This is a genomic window from Streptomyces sp. NPDC002088 (genome assembly GCF_040296605.1).
In the GTDB taxonomy this organism is placed as follows: Bacteria; Actinomycetota; Actinomycetes; order Streptomycetales; family Streptomycetaceae; genus Streptomyces.
The window spans coordinates 428,982-445,499 of sequence record NZ_JBEOXO010000001.1 but is presented as its reverse complement, the minus strand read 5'-3'; the positions used below and the strand labels follow the sequence as shown (position 1 = coordinate 445,499).

General features: G+C 70.0%; 11 protein-coding genes and 2 pseudogenes. 4 read left to right on the top strand and 9 right to left on the bottom strand.

Annotated elements, in window-relative coordinates; all coding sequences use genetic code 11:
* Positions 1-17: 17 nt before the first annotated feature.
* The 5 genes and pseudogenes from ABT114_RS02025 to ABT114_RS02005 form a co-directional block, all read right to left on the bottom strand.
* A complete protein-coding gene (locus tag ABT114_RS02025) occupies positions 18-773 on the bottom strand; it encodes an IclR family transcriptional regulator (RefSeq protein WP_351137521.1) in 756 nt (251 codons plus the stop codon).
* Between the two features lie 160 nt (positions 774-933).
* Entirely contained in the window at positions 934-1,599 is a 666-nt protein-coding gene (locus ABT114_RS02020) for a TetR/AcrR family transcriptional regulator (protein ID WP_351137519.1), read from the bottom strand.
* Positions 1,600-1,614: 15 nt separating this feature from the next.
* Positions 1,615-4,008, bottom strand: a complete 2,394-nt coding sequence (locus ABT114_RS02015; RefSeq protein ID WP_351137517.1) for a glycoside hydrolase family 3 protein — start codon at positions 4,006-4,008, stop codon at positions 1,615-1,617.
* A 3-nt stretch (positions 4,009-4,011) separates the two neighbouring features.
* Entirely contained in the window at positions 4,012-5,286 is a 1,275-nt protein-coding gene (locus tag ABT114_RS02010; protein ID WP_351137515.1) for an MFS transporter, read from the bottom strand.
* Positions 5,287-6,254: 968 nt separating this feature from the next.
* Positions 6,255-6,449, bottom strand: a pseudogene (locus ABT114_RS02005) (MmyB family transcriptional regulator); the annotation flags it as partial.
* On the opposite strand from ABT114_RS02005, the pseudogene ABT114_RS02000 reads away from it, so the two are divergent.
* Positions 6,449-6,902: pseudogene (locus ABT114_RS02000) on the top strand (SDR family NAD(P)-dependent oxidoreductase); the annotation flags it as partial. The pseudogenes ABT114_RS02005 and ABT114_RS02000 sit on opposite strands and share 1 nt — an antisense overlap.
* 388 nt (positions 6,903-7,290) lie before the next feature.
* Here the strand turns inward: ABT114_RS02000 and ABT114_RS01995 are convergent.
* Complete coding sequence (locus tag ABT114_RS01995) at positions 7,291-8,214, bottom strand: pirin family protein (protein WP_351137513.1); 924 nt, start codon at positions 8,212-8,214, stop codon at positions 7,291-7,293.
* A gap of 128 nt (positions 8,215-8,342) precedes the next feature.
* Here ABT114_RS01995 and ABT114_RS01990 point away from each other — a divergent pair, with 128 nt between their 5' ends.
* Positions 8,343-8,825 (top strand): carboxymuconolactone decarboxylase family protein, encoded by a 483-nt coding sequence (locus ABT114_RS01990; protein ID WP_351137511.1) that lies wholly within the window; start codon positions 8,343-8,345, stop codon positions 8,823-8,825.
* A 365-nt stretch (positions 8,826-9,190) separates the two neighbouring features.
* Positions 9,191-11,266, top strand: a complete 2,076-nt coding sequence (locus ABT114_RS01985) for a SpoIIE family protein phosphatase (RefSeq protein WP_351137509.1) — start codon at positions 9,191-9,193, stop codon at positions 11,264-11,266.
* Positions 11,267-11,365: 99 nt separating this feature from the next.
* On the opposite strand, the gene ABT114_RS01980 is transcribed toward ABT114_RS01985, so the two are convergent.
* From ABT114_RS01980 to ABT114_RS01970, 3 genes are all read right to left on the bottom strand, one after another.
* Entirely contained in the window at positions 11,366-13,357 is a 1,992-nt protein-coding gene (locus ABT114_RS01980; protein ID WP_351137506.1) for an N-acetylmuramoyl-L-alanine amidase, read from the bottom strand.
* A gap of 196 nt (positions 13,358-13,553) precedes the next feature.
* A complete protein-coding gene (locus tag ABT114_RS01975; RefSeq protein WP_351137504.1) occupies positions 13,554-15,011 on the bottom strand; it encodes a M1 family metallopeptidase in 1,458 nt (485 codons plus the stop codon).
* 312 nt (positions 15,012-15,323) lie between these two features.
* Positions 15,324-15,824, bottom strand: a complete 501-nt coding sequence (locus tag ABT114_RS01970; protein WP_351137502.1) for a PaaI family thioesterase — start codon at positions 15,822-15,824, stop codon at positions 15,324-15,326.
* A 95-nt stretch (positions 15,825-15,919) separates the two neighbouring features.
* Here ABT114_RS01970 and ABT114_RS01965 point away from each other — a divergent pair, with 95 nt between their 5' ends.
* On the top strand, positions 15,920-16,387 hold the full coding sequence (locus tag ABT114_RS01965) for a winged helix-turn-helix transcriptional regulator (RefSeq protein ID WP_351137500.1): 468 nt from the start codon (positions 15,920-15,922) through the stop codon (positions 16,385-16,387).
* The last annotated feature ends 131 nt before the right edge of the window (positions 16,388-16,518 follow it).

The following is a 16,518-nucleotide window of genomic DNA, read 5'->3' as shown; positions in this document are numbered from 1 at the left end:
CAGGAAGTTTGCAATGTTCAGTCGTTTACGGACTCGAAATCTCGTGTCAACGCGCGACCGGCTGCCGTGACGACCGGAGCAAGCCGCGAGATGTCCAGCCGGTCGATCGGGCCGGTCACGGTCAGCGTCGCCACGGCCACGCCCGCGGCGAACACCGGCGCGGCGACCGCTCCGTACCCGACGACGAGCTCCTGACGCTCGACGGCATATCCCTGCCGGCGCGCCTGCTCCAGATCGGCCGCCAGCCGCGCCGGATCGGTGATGGTCCACTGGGTACGGCGACGCAGCGGTGCGGCCAGCACACGCTCGCGCAGCGCCGGGTCGCCGAAGGCCAGCAACGCCTTGCCCGACGCTCCGCAGTGGAACGGCACCCGGTCCTCCACCTGGGTGAAGGTGATACCGCCGCCGCGCTGGCTGAAGTACTTCTCGACGAAGAGGACGTCCTGATCCCCGGGGAACGCGAGCACCACGGTCTCCCGGGTGGTGAGCGCCAGGTCCTCGAGGTACCGGGCCGCGATCAGCCGCAGGGCCCTGGTCCGGGGTACGCGCTGGCCCAGCTCGAAGAGGAGCGAGCCCAGCTCGTACCGACGCCCGTGCCGGTTCAGCAGGCCGACGTCGACCATCTCGGTGGCCACCCGGTGGACCGTGGTCTTGGCGAGTTCGGTCCGCCGCGCCAGCTCCGACAGGCCGAGTACCGGGGAGCCGGCGTCGAAGGCACCCAGGATCCTCCGCACCTTCCGCAGCAGGGAGTCGCCTTCAGGTTCTACCGACATCGCGGTCACCCTCCCTCCCCCGTGTCCGACCGCTCCGGCCGGGGCCTGAGCAGGGGCAGTGTCACCATTCGAGTGTTCCACGACCGGGACGAGCCGCGCCGAGGCCGCCGGGGCACATGTCCCTGGCGGCCTCGGCGCATGCAGCCGAGCCGGTGCTTCCTCATGACCCTTTCCGCTGCTCGGGCATCTCCGCGGTAGCCCATCGAGCTCGGAGCTCGGCCATGTACGCGCCGAACTCCTTGACCATGGACACCCGTTCCGGATGCAGCAGCCACTGCTGCTGCAAGCCGTCGAGGATCGCGATCGTGTTGTGGACGAGGATGTCGATCGGGGCGTCGGCTCGGATGTCGCCGCGGACCTGTCCGATGCGGACGGCGTCGGTCAGCCACGCCTCCATCCCGGCATAGCGGTCCTTGAGCCAGTCGTGAGCGGGATGCCCCGCCTCGATCGCCTCGGCGGAGACCCGGACGAAGAGCCCCACCAGCTGCGGCCGTGTCGAGTTGCGCGCGACCAAGGCCTCGAGCGCGTCGAACGCGTCCCAGCCGAGCGGCGCCTCCCCGTCCTCGGCGGTCAGGAACACGCCATCCTCGGCGTCGCGCGCCTCCAGGACGGCTGACAGCAGCACGGCCTTGCTCGGAAAATGGTGCAGCAGACCGGACTGGGACAGCCCGGTCCTCGCCGCCACCTTCGCGACCGACGTCCCCTTGAATCCCGATGTGGCGAACAGCTCCACGGCCGCCCGTACCGCCTTCGCCCGTGACGCCTCGCCGGCCAGCTCACGTCGCGACTTCGCCCGTACGGTGTGGTACTGCGGTGGGAAGGACATGCGCGCTCCTGATCATCATCGGGTTGCCGGCAGCGTAATGCGGATGTCACCGAGGCCACGGGCGATCAACACCTCGCCGGTGAGCGGCAGCCACTGCCAGGCGCCGTCGTGCCACCGCCGAAGTACCCGCTGTTCGACGAGTACTTCGACCGATGCGGTCAGTCCGGGCTCGACGTCGACACCGGACCATCCAATGAGCCGTACGGGCTCGCCTTCCGGTCGCCAGTACACCTGGACGACCTCCCGGCCTGCCCGCGATCCGGTATTGGTGACCTCTACGCGTACCGAGCGGATCGTGTCGTCGACGGTCAGCTCGGCCTCGCCGTAGGCCCATTGCGTGTAACCGAGGCCGTGTCCGAACCAGAACAGCGGGTCGATCCCCGAGGCCTGCCACCCGCGGTACCCGCAGGCGATCCCTTCGCCGTACGGCAGTTCGCCGTGCAAGGGCATCGGCGACCAGACCGGGCCGTCGCCGTCCCGGGCCGGGAAGGTGGTGACCAGTCGCCCTGCGGGTTCCACCTCTCCGGTCAGGGCCGCTGCCACCGCGGCGCCCGTCTCCTGGCCGGGCAGCCCGGCCCACAGCACGGCGTCGACCCGGTCCAGCCATGGCATCAGCACGGGCGTCGCCGCGTTGACCACGACCACGGTCCGCTTCGCCGCGGCGGCGACCGCGGCAACCAGGGCGTCCTGCTCGCCGGGTAGCGCGAGGGTGATCTTGTCGACCTCCTCTGTCTCTTGCTCCGGCGTGAGGCCGACGACCACGACGGCGACATCGGCCTCCCGTGCCGCCCGGGTGGCGGCGCCGATCGCCGCCGCGGGCGGTTTCGGTGCCACGCGGGCCGCGAGACCGACGATGGGTGTGTCGGGTTCGGGGGTCACCGCCGCGGTGATCCGCGTGCCCGGCTGCAGATCGAGGGTCACGGTGCGATAAGGCAAGCGCAGCACTTCACCCGCGTTGTCCACACGCTCCAGGCGCACCCGCTCGTAGTGGCCCGGAGCACTGAACGTCCACTCGCCCCGCCCGCGCACGCCGACCTGCATGCGCGCCGGCTCTGCCAGAACGACCACGGCGGCCAGTTCGATCGTCGTGGCCGACGCCAGCCACAGGCTCTCCCGCAGGGACACCTCGCTCACGTCGACGTGGCGCGACTCGATCACATCGCCCCGGCCGTCGCGGGTCGTGACCCGTATGCCGAACTCCCCCGTCTCCGGGTCGCGCAAGGAGTACGGCGCGGCGGTCAGCGGATCCGAGCGGATCTCCACCCCGTCCACGACGGACACCCTGTCCGCGCCCAGCGCCGCCGAGATCCCGTCCGCGATGCTGACCACGTGGGGTGGCCGGACCTGCGCCGAACCGGCACCCTGCGCCACGGTCTCCGTCGCGTGCCGCCCGATGACGGCGACCTTCCCCTCGGTGGCCAGCGGCAGGGTCGACTCACGGTTGACGAGCACGGTCATGCCACCCGCGGCCAGCCGCCGCAGGAGGGCGCGCCGCTGTGGGCTGTCGGGCGCCGGCCCGTCGGAGGGCCATGCCCGTTCCTCGCCGAACGCGCCGACCCGGCCCGCCAGTCGCAGCATCCGGCGTACGTGTTCGTCGACCGTGGACTCGGCCACCTCGCCCTCGTGGACGGCGGCGACGAGCCGGTCGCCCCACGGTCCCGCGGGGCCCGGCATCGTCAGGTCGAGTCCGGCGTTGGCGCTCTCGGCGGTGGACTCGGCGGCGTACCAGTCGGACATGACCAGTCCGTCGTACCGCCACTCGCCCTTCAACACCCCCTCGATCAGCGCCGTGTGCTCGGTGGCGGGAATGCCGTTGACCCGGTTGTAGGCGGCCATGACGGCCCAGGGGTTGGCGTCGGCCACCGCCATCTCGAACGGCAGGAGGTACGCCTCGCGCAGGGTCCGCTCGTCCACCAGGGAGTTGACAGTCTTGCGGTCGGTCTCCGCCTCGTTGGCCACGAAGTGCTTCAGCGTCGCGGCGATGCCGTTGTCCTGCAGTCCTTTGATGTAAGCCGTGGCGAGGGCACCGGTGAGCATCGGGTCCTCGCTGAACGACTCGAACAGCCGGCCGCTCAGCGGGGTGCGGTGCAGGTTGACCGTCGGGCCGAGCACCACGTGCACGTGCTGTGCGGCCGCCTCCTCCGCGAGCAGCGCTCCGACTTCCGTCGCGACCGCTGTGTCCCAGTGCTGGGCCAGCAGGGTGGCGTTGGGCAGCAGGCAGGCGATGCGCCCGCCGGTGAAGAGGGCACCGCGCACACCGGTCGGCCCGTCGGAGAACACGACTTCGGCGAGGTCGATCGCCTGCTCCGGGTGCAGGGTGAAGTTCGACGCGCCGGTCAGCAACCGGACCTTGGCGTCCAGCTCCAGGGCACCGATCGCCTTGTCGATACGGGATTCCAGTTCCGTCATTGCCTAGCGCACCTTCTTGATGGGGAAGATCATGACCGCGCCCACCACCGCGACGGCAGCCGCGGTGCCAAGGAGCAGGTCGTAGTTGTGTCCCCCGCCGATTCCGACCAGCACGGCACCGACCGCGGGGGCCAGGGACTGCGGTATGACCTGGGCCATGTTGAGCACGCCCAGGTTCTTCGCCGAGTCGTTGATGCCGGGCAGGACGTCCATGACCAGCGCCAGGTCGACCCCGATGTAGATACCGAAGCCGAGCCCGAGCACCACCTCGGCCACGTAGAAGCCGGTGACGCTGCCGGCCTGCACGAGCATCGCCATGCCGATGCCGAAGATCAGGGCCGAGCCGATGACGAACGGTTTGCGGCGGCCCACCTTGTCCGACAGCCAGCCGGCCGCCTGCCCGGCCAGCGCGAGCGTGATCGTGTACACGGTGACCGCGGTGGCCAGCACCGCGACCGCACGTTCGACCGACAGCCCCAGCTCGTACTCCATGTAGAGCAGGCGGTACGTCATGAACAGGTACAGCGACATGGTGATCAGGAACCGCGAGCCCCAGGCCCAGGCGAAGTCCGGGTACTGGCGCGGGGAGAGCCAGAACGTCTTCAGGACCGCCCGGAAGCCCTCCCTCGGCGGACGCTCGGTGAGCTGCTTGTCGGGCAACAGCAGGAGGAACGGCACGAGGAGCAGGATCCCGGCCAGGGCCGGTACCACGAACATCAGCACAAGGCTGCCGATCAGCCACTGGGCGACATAGGCCGCACCGAGCTTGCTGCCCTGCTGCATGAGTCCGATCAGCCCGCTGACCCTGCCGCGCTGCGCCTTGGGGATCTGGTCGGCGACCGAGGCCAGCAGGGCCGCCTGCGCGGCGTTGGCGCACGCCTGGGCCGTGAACCAGGCGAGCGCGATCCCAATGACGTTGGGCACCAGGGCAAGGATGGTCAGGCTCACGGCGAGCCCGACAACTCCCAGCAGAAGCCAGGGACGCCGACGTCCGAAGCGTCCGGTCGTCCGGTCGCTGATCCGGCCGAAGACGGGGTTGGCAAGCAGCGCGGCAATGGCACCGATGCTGCTGACCGCGCCGAACGTGGCGACCACGTCGTCCTTGCCGACGATCGACTGCACCTTGATCGTCAGGCTCGCCGTGACCGGGGTGATCAATGCGATGGAGAGGCCGAACTGGGCCAGCGCCATGGTGCCGACGAGCTTGGGGGATGCCTTCCCGGTCGGTGGGGAGACGACGGCCTCGACGACGGGCACTGCTTCGCCTGTCGTAGTCATGGATCCTCCTTACAGGCCCACGGGGGACGCGTGGGCGGAGTGAGAGCGATGAGAACATGTGACAGACCGATCACTCGGTCTGTATGCGAGAGCGTGATACTCCTGTATCTGTTGCGTTATTAAGGGCGTGCGTCTTGCGCTGTGCACAGGACGACGATCACGAAGTGCTGCGTATGGACGCGTGGACGGATGAGGGTCGAACTTCACGATGCCGGAGAATGAACGGGCCCAATCCGCCACCGGTGCGCCCGGGGACGTCCGGAGTGTGGCCACCCCGTGAACAGAAACCAACGGGATTGGTCCGCTGTGCGGGCCGAAATCTGGGGCGTGGCCCATCTTTTACAGGCGCGACATCTCAGGCTGGCGCCCGTCCGCTGGTCCACTGCTCGACCGGTGCCATCGATGCACAAACAGCGGCCATGAACACCTGGGCGTTGGGCGCTTGTGTGTTGATGAGGACCGCTGCAACCGAGGGCAGGACGGTAGCCCACCAGAACGCACTGCTGCAGCGATGCGTCAAGCTCGCGGACCTGGCCCGGTCCGGCCTGTCGGCCAAGCGGCCAGCGACCCATGCGGCCGTGGCAGAGCGGCCCTGCTGAACATGACCGTGGCAGCCCCGCCGACCTGTCGGGCACCGTCTAGCAGGGAGGAGACCACGCCCGCGTTGGGTGGCCGGACCGTGTGCTGCCCGCCTGGCGACTGGGCCAAGGACGAGCAGGAGCAGGCCGGACGTGTGTGACGTATCGGCTGCCGATAATCAGGCATGACGTGGAGCAGACCGAACAGTGTCCGGTGCCGTACTCGGGCAGCACGCAGGCGGGGATCTGCGCCGAGCTGAACAAGGCCCGCGAAAGAACTCCCCACTACGGCAGCGCCAAAGCTCTACGGGCAGATGCGGTCGGCCAGCCGTGGAATCAGGCCGAGGTCACAGCTGGGGCCATTACAGGAAGACGAGGCTGATCCAAGGGTCAGCCATGTTGGTTGGATGCAGCAGGGTCACTGCTGGGCTGGGCGTCTTCTGTAGCGGCCCAGCTCGCTAGGAGTTGCAGGGTGTCATGGTCGGGGGTGTCGGGCGTGGCAGTGTATGCGGTGAGGGTCAGGCCGGGCTGCGCGGGCAGTTCCATGGCGTCGAAGTCCAGGGTGAGGACTCCGACCGCCGGATGCGGCGGGTCACCAGGTCGTGGCCACCGCCCGCCGCCCCGAGCGAGTCTTTCAAGCGCTCGGCGGCGGGCAGGACAACCTACTGGCCGCGGCGTCGGACATCACCGACCCGGCCGCGCTGCAGAGCGTCGCACGGGCCGCTGTCGACCGATTCGGCCGCATCGACGTCCTGATCAACAACGCCGCCAACTTCTACGCCGGCTACTTCGAGGAGATCTCCGACGCGCAGATGCGCGCCCAGATCGAGACGAACCTGTTCGGCCCGATGAATGTCACCCGCGCCGTGCTGCCCATCATGCGCGCTCAGCGCGACGGCCACATCATTCACGATCTCTTCCCTTGCCGGCGCTGTCGGCCAGGAGTTCTGCGTGGCCTACGCCGCCGTGAAGTTCGGCGTCGAGGGCTTCATGGAGTCCTTGTCCTACGACGTCGAGCCGTTCAACATCCGTACGACAGCAGCGGCACGCTGGGGCATTGGGGGATCCCCACAAAGCCCCCTCGTGACGGACTTCTCCTCACCTTCGTTGCCCAGGCACTTGGTGGCGCCTTGCCCCAGCACAAGTCACCAAGGTCAGCATCGGCCTGGCCAACACGCGAGCGGCAGCTCCGGGGCGGGCGCTCCAACAGCTGCGACGCCAACGCAATAGTGCTGACGCTCCGTCAGGAAAGTCAGCACCGGGTCAGCATTAGGCTGACTAAACCCGGCTACAGATGGCCAGACATGAGAACGTGGCGTTGTCCATCGATGGCTTCCCGGGGAGCGATCGCCCCTCGGGAACACCGGGTGCCGAGCGGGGACAGCCGTGTCCCGCGAGACGCGTGCACTAGAGCTGGAACCCCAGGTCAGCGCACCCTTCCGCGCGGTTTCAGCGGGACATGCGGGAGTTCGGGAGCGGTCAGTGGTGCCCCGTCGTAACCCACCACCTCACCGAATCGGGAGCCCTTCATCCAGTCCGAACGGGCCTGCACGATATCCTCATTGGACCGCCCGATGAAGTTCCACCACATGACGATCTCCTCCTCGAACGGAGTTCCGCCGAGCAGGACCGTCCGGGCGGCCTCGTCCGACTCGTTGGTGAGCGTCAGGGTGTCGCGTCCGGTGGGGACGTAGCCCAACTCCGCGGGATGCAGCAGGGTGTCAGCCATCCTGACCTGCCCTTGGTCGACGAGGACGCCGTGCTCGAAGCGGGGGTCCACGGCGAGGGTCAGGGCGGCGCGCGGTTCGAGGGTGACTTCGGCGCCGAGCAGGGGCGTGAAGGTCCGCACCGGTGAGGCGGCTCCGGCGAGGGTGCCCAGGAAGACCCTGATCTCCGCGCCGTCGGTCCGTACCGGCTCGGGGACGTAGTGCTGGAAGTCCCGCTCGGTGTGGCGGTGCTCCCCGGGAAGCGCCACCCACAGCTGGACTCCGTGCAGGACGGTGGTCCGCGGGGTGGAGACCTCGGAGTGGCTGATGCCGTGTCCGCCGGTCATGAGGTTCAGTTCGCCGGGCCGTACGTACGCGTGGCTGCCGAGGCTGTCGCGGTGCTCGATCTCCCCGCTGAACAGCCAGCTCACCGTCTGCAGTCCGGTGTGCGGATGCGGGGCCACCACCATGCCGCCCGTGCGGGCGACGTCGTCGGGACCGTAGTGGTCGGCGAAGCACCAGGCTCCGATCAGGCTCCGGGCGCGCTGCGGGAGCGTGCGCCGCACGGTCATCGCCCGCGGGCCGCCCAGCGGCACGTCACGTGGGGTGAGTACGTCGACGGGACCTGCTTCGGCATCGCTCATCGGGATCGCCTCCTCCATACATGATAGTTTCACATTCAACAATTACTATCATGATCATAGGACTATAGGCGGCACCACGTACGCGCCGGAGCAACGGGAGCCGGGAACGGCCCCTGAAGGAGTGCAGGTTGAGCAGCCCCACGCCGGGGTCCGCGACCCAGCGGATCTTCATCGACAAGCAGAGTCCCAAGGCTTACCACGCGCTGATGCAGACATCGGAGGCAGTGCGCGCGGTCGCCGCCGACGCCGGGCTCGACCGCACCCTGGTGGAGCTGATCAACCTCCGCGTGTCGCAGATCAACGGCTGCGCCTACTGCCTCCACATCCACACCCGGGCCGCCCTGCGGGCCGGCGAGACGACGCAACGGCTGGGAGTGCTGGCGGCCTGGCGGGACACCGAGCTGTTCACTCCCGGGGAACGGGCGGCTCTCGCGCTGGCGGAGTCGACGACACAGCCGGCCGACACCGCCGCGCAGGAGTCCGCCTACGCCGCCGCCAGGGACGCGCTCACCGACGACCAGATATCCGCGGTGATCTGGGTGGCGATCACCATCAACGCGTTCAACCGGGTCTCGATCATGAGCAAGCATCCGGTACGGGCGGACCGGTGATGCCGGGCCATGCGTCGCTACTCAGGCTGCCGCGCAGGCTCCGCCGTGCGCGCGGCGCGAGGCCGTAGGCGCCGCGGAACACCCGGCTGAGGTGCGCGGGGTTGGCGAAACCCCACCGCTGGGCCACCGCCGACACGGTGAAGCAGCGCCCCGAACGCCGCCTGCTCCCCGGCCATCCCCGTCCCCTCCTGATCGCATGCTCTGTCGTGAGCGCCGAGCATGATCGCGGGAATTCCGGTTGCACCGGGCGCAGCACGTTACGGACAGTAACGGTTGGCCCATGGCTGCGTACTCCCGAATGCGCCGGATTCGACCGCCCTGCACGCTGGAAGCACGAACGGCACGTAAAGCCGGAGGAGGTTCCAGTGGCGCACGGCGATCCGGGCCGAGAGGTGGAAGAGACGGCGGCTTCGATGCTGGAAGCGCTGTTCACCCGGTCACCTGTCGGACTGCACCTGCTGGACACCGATCTGCGGGTCGTGCGGGTCAACACCTCCACGCCCGCCATGGCGGGCGTCTCTCTCGACGACGCGATCGGGCAACCGTTCCAGGCCATGTACGGCGACGTCGAGGCTCCCGTCCGGGAGGTGCTGGACACCGGGGTCCCCCTGCGGCGGCACATCGTCCGGGCGCGGCTCAAGGGGGACCCGTCCCAGGAACGCCACTTCGAGATCACCGCGCTGCGCCTGGAGGACCCGCACGGGACGGTCCTCGGCGTGGCCGTCACCGCACTCGACGTCACCGAACGGGAGCGGACCCGTGGCCGCACCCGGGTGCTGGACGCCGTCCGCCGGACCGTGGGACGCACGCTGGACATGGCGGTGTCCTGCGAGGACCTCGTCGATGCCCTGGTGCCCGCGTTCGCCGACTTCGCCGTCGTGGAGGTGGTGGACGCCGTGATCCGCGGCGATGACCCGCCGCTCGCCCCGTTGCCCCCGAACACTCCCCTGATGCGCGTCGCCTTCCGGAGCACGGCCGCGCGGCCGCCCCAGGCCCATCCGGTGGGTGACGTACACCGCCTGCCGGGTCCCACCCCCTTCACCCAGGCCATGGCCGATCTGCGCCCCCGGGTGGTTGCCCTGGCCCCCGACGCCCCGTGGATGTCCGTCGACCCACCGCGTGCGGAGGCCATCCGTTCCTCGAGCGCCCACACCCTCCTCGCCGCTCCCCTGGCCCTGCGCGACACGGTCCTGGGCCTCCTCAGCCTCTACCGCACCGGACAGTCGCCGCCCTTCGACGAGGGCGACCGGGAACTCGCGGTCGAGCTGGCCGTCCACACGGCCCTGTGCATGGACAATGCCCGCCGCTTCACCCGGGAACACTCCGTCGCCGCCACGGTCCACCGTCAACTGCTGCCCCGAAGCCCCGAGACCCACGCCTCCCTGGAGACGGCGTACCTGTCCGTCACGGGTGCCGATCCCGGCGCCTGGTACGACACCATCGCCCTGTCCAGCGCCCGCACCGCGCTCGTCGTCGGCAACGTGTCCGGGAGCGGCCTCAACGCGGCGGCCACCATGGGCCAGTTGCGTACGGTCGTGCGCTCACTCTCCACGTTCGACCTCGCCCCCGACGAGCTCCTGGCCCGGCTGCACGACACGGCGGCACAGCTGGCGGCCGAACGGGCGGAGCTGCCCCTGGGCGACCCGCTGCGCCGCGAGGCGCTCACCGCCGACTGTGTGTACGCGGTCCACGACCCCCTGACCGGCAGGTGCACGATGGCCGGCGCCGGGCGGCTGGCCCCCGTCCTCGTCTGCCCCGACGGCACCGTCACCGTCCCCGACACGCCGTCCGGCCCCGGCCTCGGCACCGGGGAGGACGCGCCGTTCGCCACCGTGGAGTTCGAGGTGCCGGAGGGCAGCGTCCTGGTGTTCGCCAGCGACCCGCTGCTGACCTCGTACCTCGCGGACTCCTCACGCCCGCTGCGGGAGTCGCCGGACTATGGCGAGCGGCCCCTCCAGGACCTGTGCGACGACATCGTGTACGCGCTCCCGCCCGGCCTGGGGGCGGGCGACGCCGCGGTGCTCATCGCGCGGGTCCGGTCCTTCCCCACGGACCAGTTCACCGCATGGCGGTTCGAATCCGAGCCGACCGCGGTGGCGCTCGCCCGGAAACGTACGCGCAGGCAGCTCGCCGAGTGGCACGTGGACGAGGAGACGGCGTTCAACACCGAGCTCATCATCAGCGAGCTGGTCACCAACGCCATCCGGTACGGCAGCCCACCCGTGGAAGTCCGCCTGGTGAACGACCGCAGCCTGACGTGCGAGGTCTGTGACACCGGCTCGGCCGCGCCCCACCTGCGCCACGCCCGCACGGTCGACGAGGGCGGACGGGGTCTGTTCATCGCCGCGCAGTTGGCCGAGGCATGGGGCACCCGGTACACGCCCCAGGGCAAGACGATCTGGACCGAGCAGTCGGTTCCCACCCACCAGGACCAGGGTTGACGGGCATACGGGGGGGGCGACAGCGTCCCCCCGAGAGGGCGAGCCGCAGGCACGGCGCTGTGTCCTGCGGCGCCCACGTCGCGAAGGCGTCCGGAACCCTCACTGCCCGAAAGAGCGCTCCCCGTCTCCCGGCGGCGGTCCCGCCGCGGCGGAGGAAGCGGTCACCACGTCCACGTCGCTCGCCCGGACGTAGGCGAGCCGGTGGCCGAACTGGATCTCGTAGTACTCCTCCTCGCCCTTCACCACCGGGTTCGGTGTGTCGACGAAGAACGACCTGTCGATGTACGAGCCGTCGAGGCTGGACTGTGTCACGTACCGCTGACCCTCGAGGAGGCTGTACGGGAGCGGTGACTCGGGGGGCTCCTCCACCCCCTCCGGGTAGGCGTCCTCCTCCGGGAGTGCGCGCCCGAACACCGGGATCTCGCTCAGGCCTTCCTTCGGAGTCACCATCCGGCCGGCCGCGCCTACGGCCGTCGGGTGTTTCTTCGGGTTGCTGAACCACGCCTTGTTGCCCTGGAACCAGATCGCCGTCCAGTCGCCGCTGCGCTCGGCGACCGCAAAGGTCTGGCCGGCGGAGACCCGCGACCCCAGGTCGTTGACGTCCTGCGTGGAGTCGTCGCCGTCCGGGTGCCGGCCCGGGTCCTGGATCAGCGGGGCGTTCTCGGACGGCTCGGTGTGGAGGCGGACGGCGCTGGAGCCGTGCGGCGCACACAGCACACCGTCACCGGCGCACCCCGTGAACGGCGGCTTGTGGGTGGCGAAGTCGGGCAGCACGGTCACCATGTCGCTGTCCGGTCCGGCCGTGGCCCGCAGTGGCGCGCCGAGGAGGTCGAAGTAGTGCCGCCAGTCCCAGAAGGGGCCGGGGTCGTCGTGCATGTCGGGGATGCTGCCGGCGGTCGGGGACGGGACGTTGTCGTGGCCGAAGATGTGCTGCCGGTCGAGCGGGATGTCGTACTTCTTCGCCAGGTAGCGCACCAGGCGGGCCGACGACTGGTACATCTCCTCCGTGTACCAGGTGTTGGGCTGCGTGAGGAAACCTTCATGCTCGATGCCGATCGAGCGGGCGTTCACGAATTGGTTGCCGGAGTGCCAGGCCATGTCCTTGGTCCTGATGTGCTGGGTGACGTGACCGTCTTTGGAGCGGATGGAGTAGTGCCACGACGCCTCCGTCGGATCCTGCACGGTCTGGAACATGCTCGGCAGGTATGCCTCGGTGTCGTGGATGACGATGTACTCGATCTTCTGGTCCCGGGGCCGGTCGGCCAGGTCGTGATTGCCGTAATCACCGTCGTCGTCGATCTCGACGTACGGCGCGCTGAGCCAGGAGCAGGACAGCTCCGGCGGGCACTCGACATCCTTCGGCTGCCGTGCGACCGCCGGGCGGTGGGGGCGCACGCCCGGGCTGGCGGGGAGGCTGACGTGCTGCCCCGCGTCGGTGGTGCGGTGGGCGCCCCGACGGATCACCTCGAAGACGTCGTTGGCGTACGTCGCCGCCGAGGTCCTGTCCGCCGTGCCCGGGAAGCGCGCCACCGCCTCCCACCAGTCCGCGGTGTCAGTGCTGAGCGGCTTGCCCAACTGTCGCTGCGTCTCCGCCAGGAGGGCCGCGCCGCCGCGCACGTTGGCGGCGGCGTCCGTCCGCAGCTTCTCCGCCGGGACCCCGATCAGGCGGGCGGCCCGTTCCAGGTCCGCCGGCTGCACTGAACGGCCGCTCGAGACCTTCGCCCCTGGTGAGGCCGGTGGTCCCGCCGCCACCGCGTCCGGCCGGGCGGTCCCGCGGGGCGGCGCCGACGGGTCCAGGGCCTGGCCGGCGTCCACCAGGTGCATCGGCCCATAGCCGCCGACGACGCTCGGGGCGCCCGGATGGGAGTCCCATCGCGACTGGAGGTAGGCCACGCCCATGAGCACACTCCGCGGCACGTGATACTCGTTCGCGGCGTCCGTGAAGACGTCCTGGAGGCGCCGGTCGTCCGGCCCGCCGCCCAGCGGACCGGTCAGCAGGGGCACCAGGAGCGCCGCCGACGCAGTCACGCAGATCAGCCAGCGGCGCCCGCGCAGGGCGCCGGGGACACGGGGGGCGACAGGTCTTCTCATCATTGCAACGGTCTCCAACCATGCTCGTCGCAGCCAGGACGCAACCAGGACGCAACCAGGACAAAGGAGTTGCCCTTCACGCCACCCCTCGTACGCTTCCGTGTCCGACGAGCCACGTCGCGCCAACCGTCACCGGCGTGGACCAGCGGCCCGGCACAGGCCACCCGGTCGGCGGCAGTACGTGCGGCGTGGCGGTTCAGTCCTGGACCGGGTCGACCTGCCAGTCGGGGTGCCCCGGCATGGGCGGGGTGTGTGCCCCGTACAGCCACGGGGTCAGGAACGGGTCGAGGTCCTGGCCGGCGACCTCGGAGGCGAGCGCGACGAAGTCCCGGGTGCCGGCGGCCCGGCCCCGGTACTTCGTCACCCAGGACCGCTCGATCCTGTCGAAGGTCGCCTCGCCGACCTTCTCCCGGAGGGCGTAGAGCACCAGCGCCGAGCCGTCGTACCGCATCAGCTTGAACAGGGTCGCCTCGGTGGGTTCGGCGGGCGCCCCGTCCTCGTGCCGCCACTGGTCGTGCTGCTCGTACGCCGCCCGCATCGCGTCCTCGATGCTGTCGCCGCCGTGGGTGTCGGAGTAGAGACGTTCGTAGAAGCGGGCGTGCCCCTCGCTCAGCCACAGGTCGGACCACCGCCGGATGGCGACGCTGTCGCCGGTCCAGTGGTGGGTCAGCTCGTGCACGAGGTTGCGCTCGGCGTCGACCTGGTCACCCAGCAGGTCGGCCCTCGGCAGGACGGACAGCGACTGCGACTCCAGCGCCACCGGCAGGTCGGTGTCCCCGACCAGCACGCCGTAGCGGCGGAAGGGGTACGGGCCGAGCCGCTCCTCCAGCCAGGCCAGGTGCTCGGCGGTGAGCGAGCGGTACGCCTCGGTGTCGGTGACCAGGTCCCCCGGGACCACGTCCCGGACGGGCAGTCCGCGCGGGCCGGTGCTGTCGACGAACGCGAACTTCCCGATCGCCATCTGGATCAGCTGCGCGGCGACCGGCTGCTCGGAGTCGTACGTCCACCGGATCCGTCCACCGGGTCGCCGGACGCGCTCGACGAGCCGGCCGTTGGCCACCGCACTGAGGCCGGGTGGGGTGGTGATGCGGAAGGTGACCGGCGCCCGCAGGCTCGGATGGTCGTCCGCCGGGAAGATCATCTTGGCGCCGTCGGGCTGCGCGTAGAGCACGGTGCCGTCGGGCGTGGGCACCCAGCCGTAGTCCTGGATCGCGTCCCCGCGGTGCCGTTGTTGTGTCGGGTCGGCGGTGTAGGCGACCCGCACGGTGAAGGTGCTGCCTTGGGGGATCGGCTTCGCGGGCGTGACGACGAGTTCGTCGCCGTCGCGCAGGGCGGTCGCCGGTGCGCCGTCCACGGTGACCGTGTGCAGCGTGTTGCCCGCGAAGTCGAGGTCGAAGCGGGACAGAGCCTGCGTCGCGGTGGCGCTGACGGTGGCGCCGGCTTCGAAGGGGGTCCGCGGTGCCCGCCAGTCGAAGTCGAGCGTGTAGTGGCGGACCGTGTAGCCGCCGTTGCCGTCGAGCGGCACGAGCGGATCGCCGATGCCCGGGGCGCCGGGGGACGGGGCCGCGGTGGGGCCGGGGTGGCCGGGGTGGCCGGGGGAACGGTGGCCCCCGTTGGGGACGGTGCCGGCGAGGACGGCCACTCCGGTGATCACGACGGCACCGGTAAGAACGAGGGCGAGAGTCGTGCGACGACTGCGGCGGCCGCGCTCCCCCCGGGCCGGTCCCCTCGGGGACCGCGTGAACGACGCCTTCACCGGAGGAACCGGTGGGCCTCACCGGATGCCCGGATCGGTCGGCGCACGCGGCCAGCGACGGTCGTGATCTGCATGGCCGCACTATGTCAGCAAAGGGATTCCGGGAGGGATATATGACTCTACGACCCCGTACCACCCGCCCGCATGGGCTACATGGGATTCCCTCGGGTCAGCTCACGCTCCCCCGCGGTTGGTTCCGGAACAGAGATCTCAGGTCCGAGAGGGCGGCACCGGAAAGAGCATGCAGCTGCTGGTGGCGTGAGCCAGGAGGCGATCGTTCGCGTCGACCAGCGTGGCTTCGGCGAGGGCGGTCCGACGGCCGCTGTTGACGACCCTGCCGATGGCGCGCACCGTGCCCGTGTCGACGGTGATGCGGCGCAGGAACTTCACGGTCAGGTCGAGCGAGGTGTACGCCACGCCTTGCGGGAGGGTGGAGTGGACGGCGCAGCCTGCCGCCGAGTCGAGCAGGGTGGCGTAGACGCCGCCGTGCACACTGCCGATCGGGTTGTAGTGCTCCTCCCCCGGTGTCAGCGAGAACACCGCCCTGCCGGGTTCCACCTCGTCGAGCGAGAAGTCCAGGGTGGCGCTGAGGGGCGCCCCCGGCAGGCGCCTCGCCTGCAGCTCACGCAGGAACTCAATGCCGGAGACGCGTGCGGCGGCCGCTGCCGTGGTCGCGGGATCGTCCCAGTCATACGTACGTGTCCGTCCCACAGCGCAACGCCTCTTTCCTCTGACTTCGTAGATCGAAGCTAGCTGCGCGATCGCCTGACTGTCAACGACGAAGTGAGACTGCCTACTATGACGAGATGGAGTGGCTTGAGGCGAGCACGGAGAACTGCCCCGTCCAGCGCACGCTCGACGTGGTCGGGGAGAAGTGGACGCTGCTGATCCTGCGTGATGCCGTCAACGGGGTCCGCCGGTTCGACGACTTCCACCACCACATCGGCCTGTCGGAGTCGGTCCTGAGTGACCGGCTCCGGAAGCTGACGTCGGCCGGCATCCTGCGGACCGTCCCGTACCAGGAACCGGGCAGCCGCCCCCGCAACGAGTACCGCCTGACCCGCAAGGGCTGGGACCTGTGGCCCGTCGTGGTGGCGCTGCGCCAGTGGGGCGAGACGTACGCTCCAGATCCGCAGGGCACCGTCCTGGACGTACGCCATACCGAGTGCGGAGCTCCGGTGCGCGCTGTCGTCGAGTGTTCCGCGGAGCACTCGGCTCTGACGCCCAAGGAAGTCACCGCCCGGTTGGGCCCTGGCGCCCGCCTCCGGTCGTGATCCGCAGGTTCAGCGTGCTGGTCGGGGCGTTGACGGGGCACCACTGGTGGTGATCCGACAGAGATCGTTTCAAGCTTGCGGGTGATCGTCCGGCAGTGCTGGACCTCGGCGTTTGTCAGCACGAGGAGGGT

Bases quoted from the DNA above. Each gene is read 5' to 3' on its own strand.
- ABT114_RS02025 (WP_351137521.1), bottom strand. From the start codon at position 773: ATGTCGGTAGAACCTGAAGGCGACTCCCTGCTGCGGAAGGTGCGGAGG.
- ABT114_RS02020 (WP_351137519.1), bottom strand. From the start codon at position 1,599: ATGTCCTTCCCACCGCAGTACCACACCGTACGGGCGAAGTCGCGACGT.
- ABT114_RS02015 (WP_351137517.1), bottom strand. From the start codon at position 4,008: ATGACGGAACTGGAATCCCGTATCGACAAGGCGATCGGTGCCCTGGAG.
- ABT114_RS02010 (WP_351137515.1), bottom strand. From the start codon at position 5,286: ATGACTACGACAGGCGAAGCAGTGCCCGTCGTCGAGGCCGTCGTCTCC.
- ABT114_RS01995 (WP_351137513.1), bottom strand. From the start codon at position 8,214: ATGAGCGATGCCGAAGCAGGTCCCGTCGACGTACTCACCCCACGTGAC.
- ABT114_RS01980 (WP_351137506.1), bottom strand. From the start codon at position 13,357: ATGAGAAGACCTGTCGCCCCCCGTGTCCCCGGCGCCCTGCGCGGGCGC.
- ABT114_RS01965 (WP_351137500.1), top strand. From the start codon at position 15,920: ATGGAGTGGCTTGAGGCGAGCACGGAGAACTGCCCCGTCCAGCGCACG.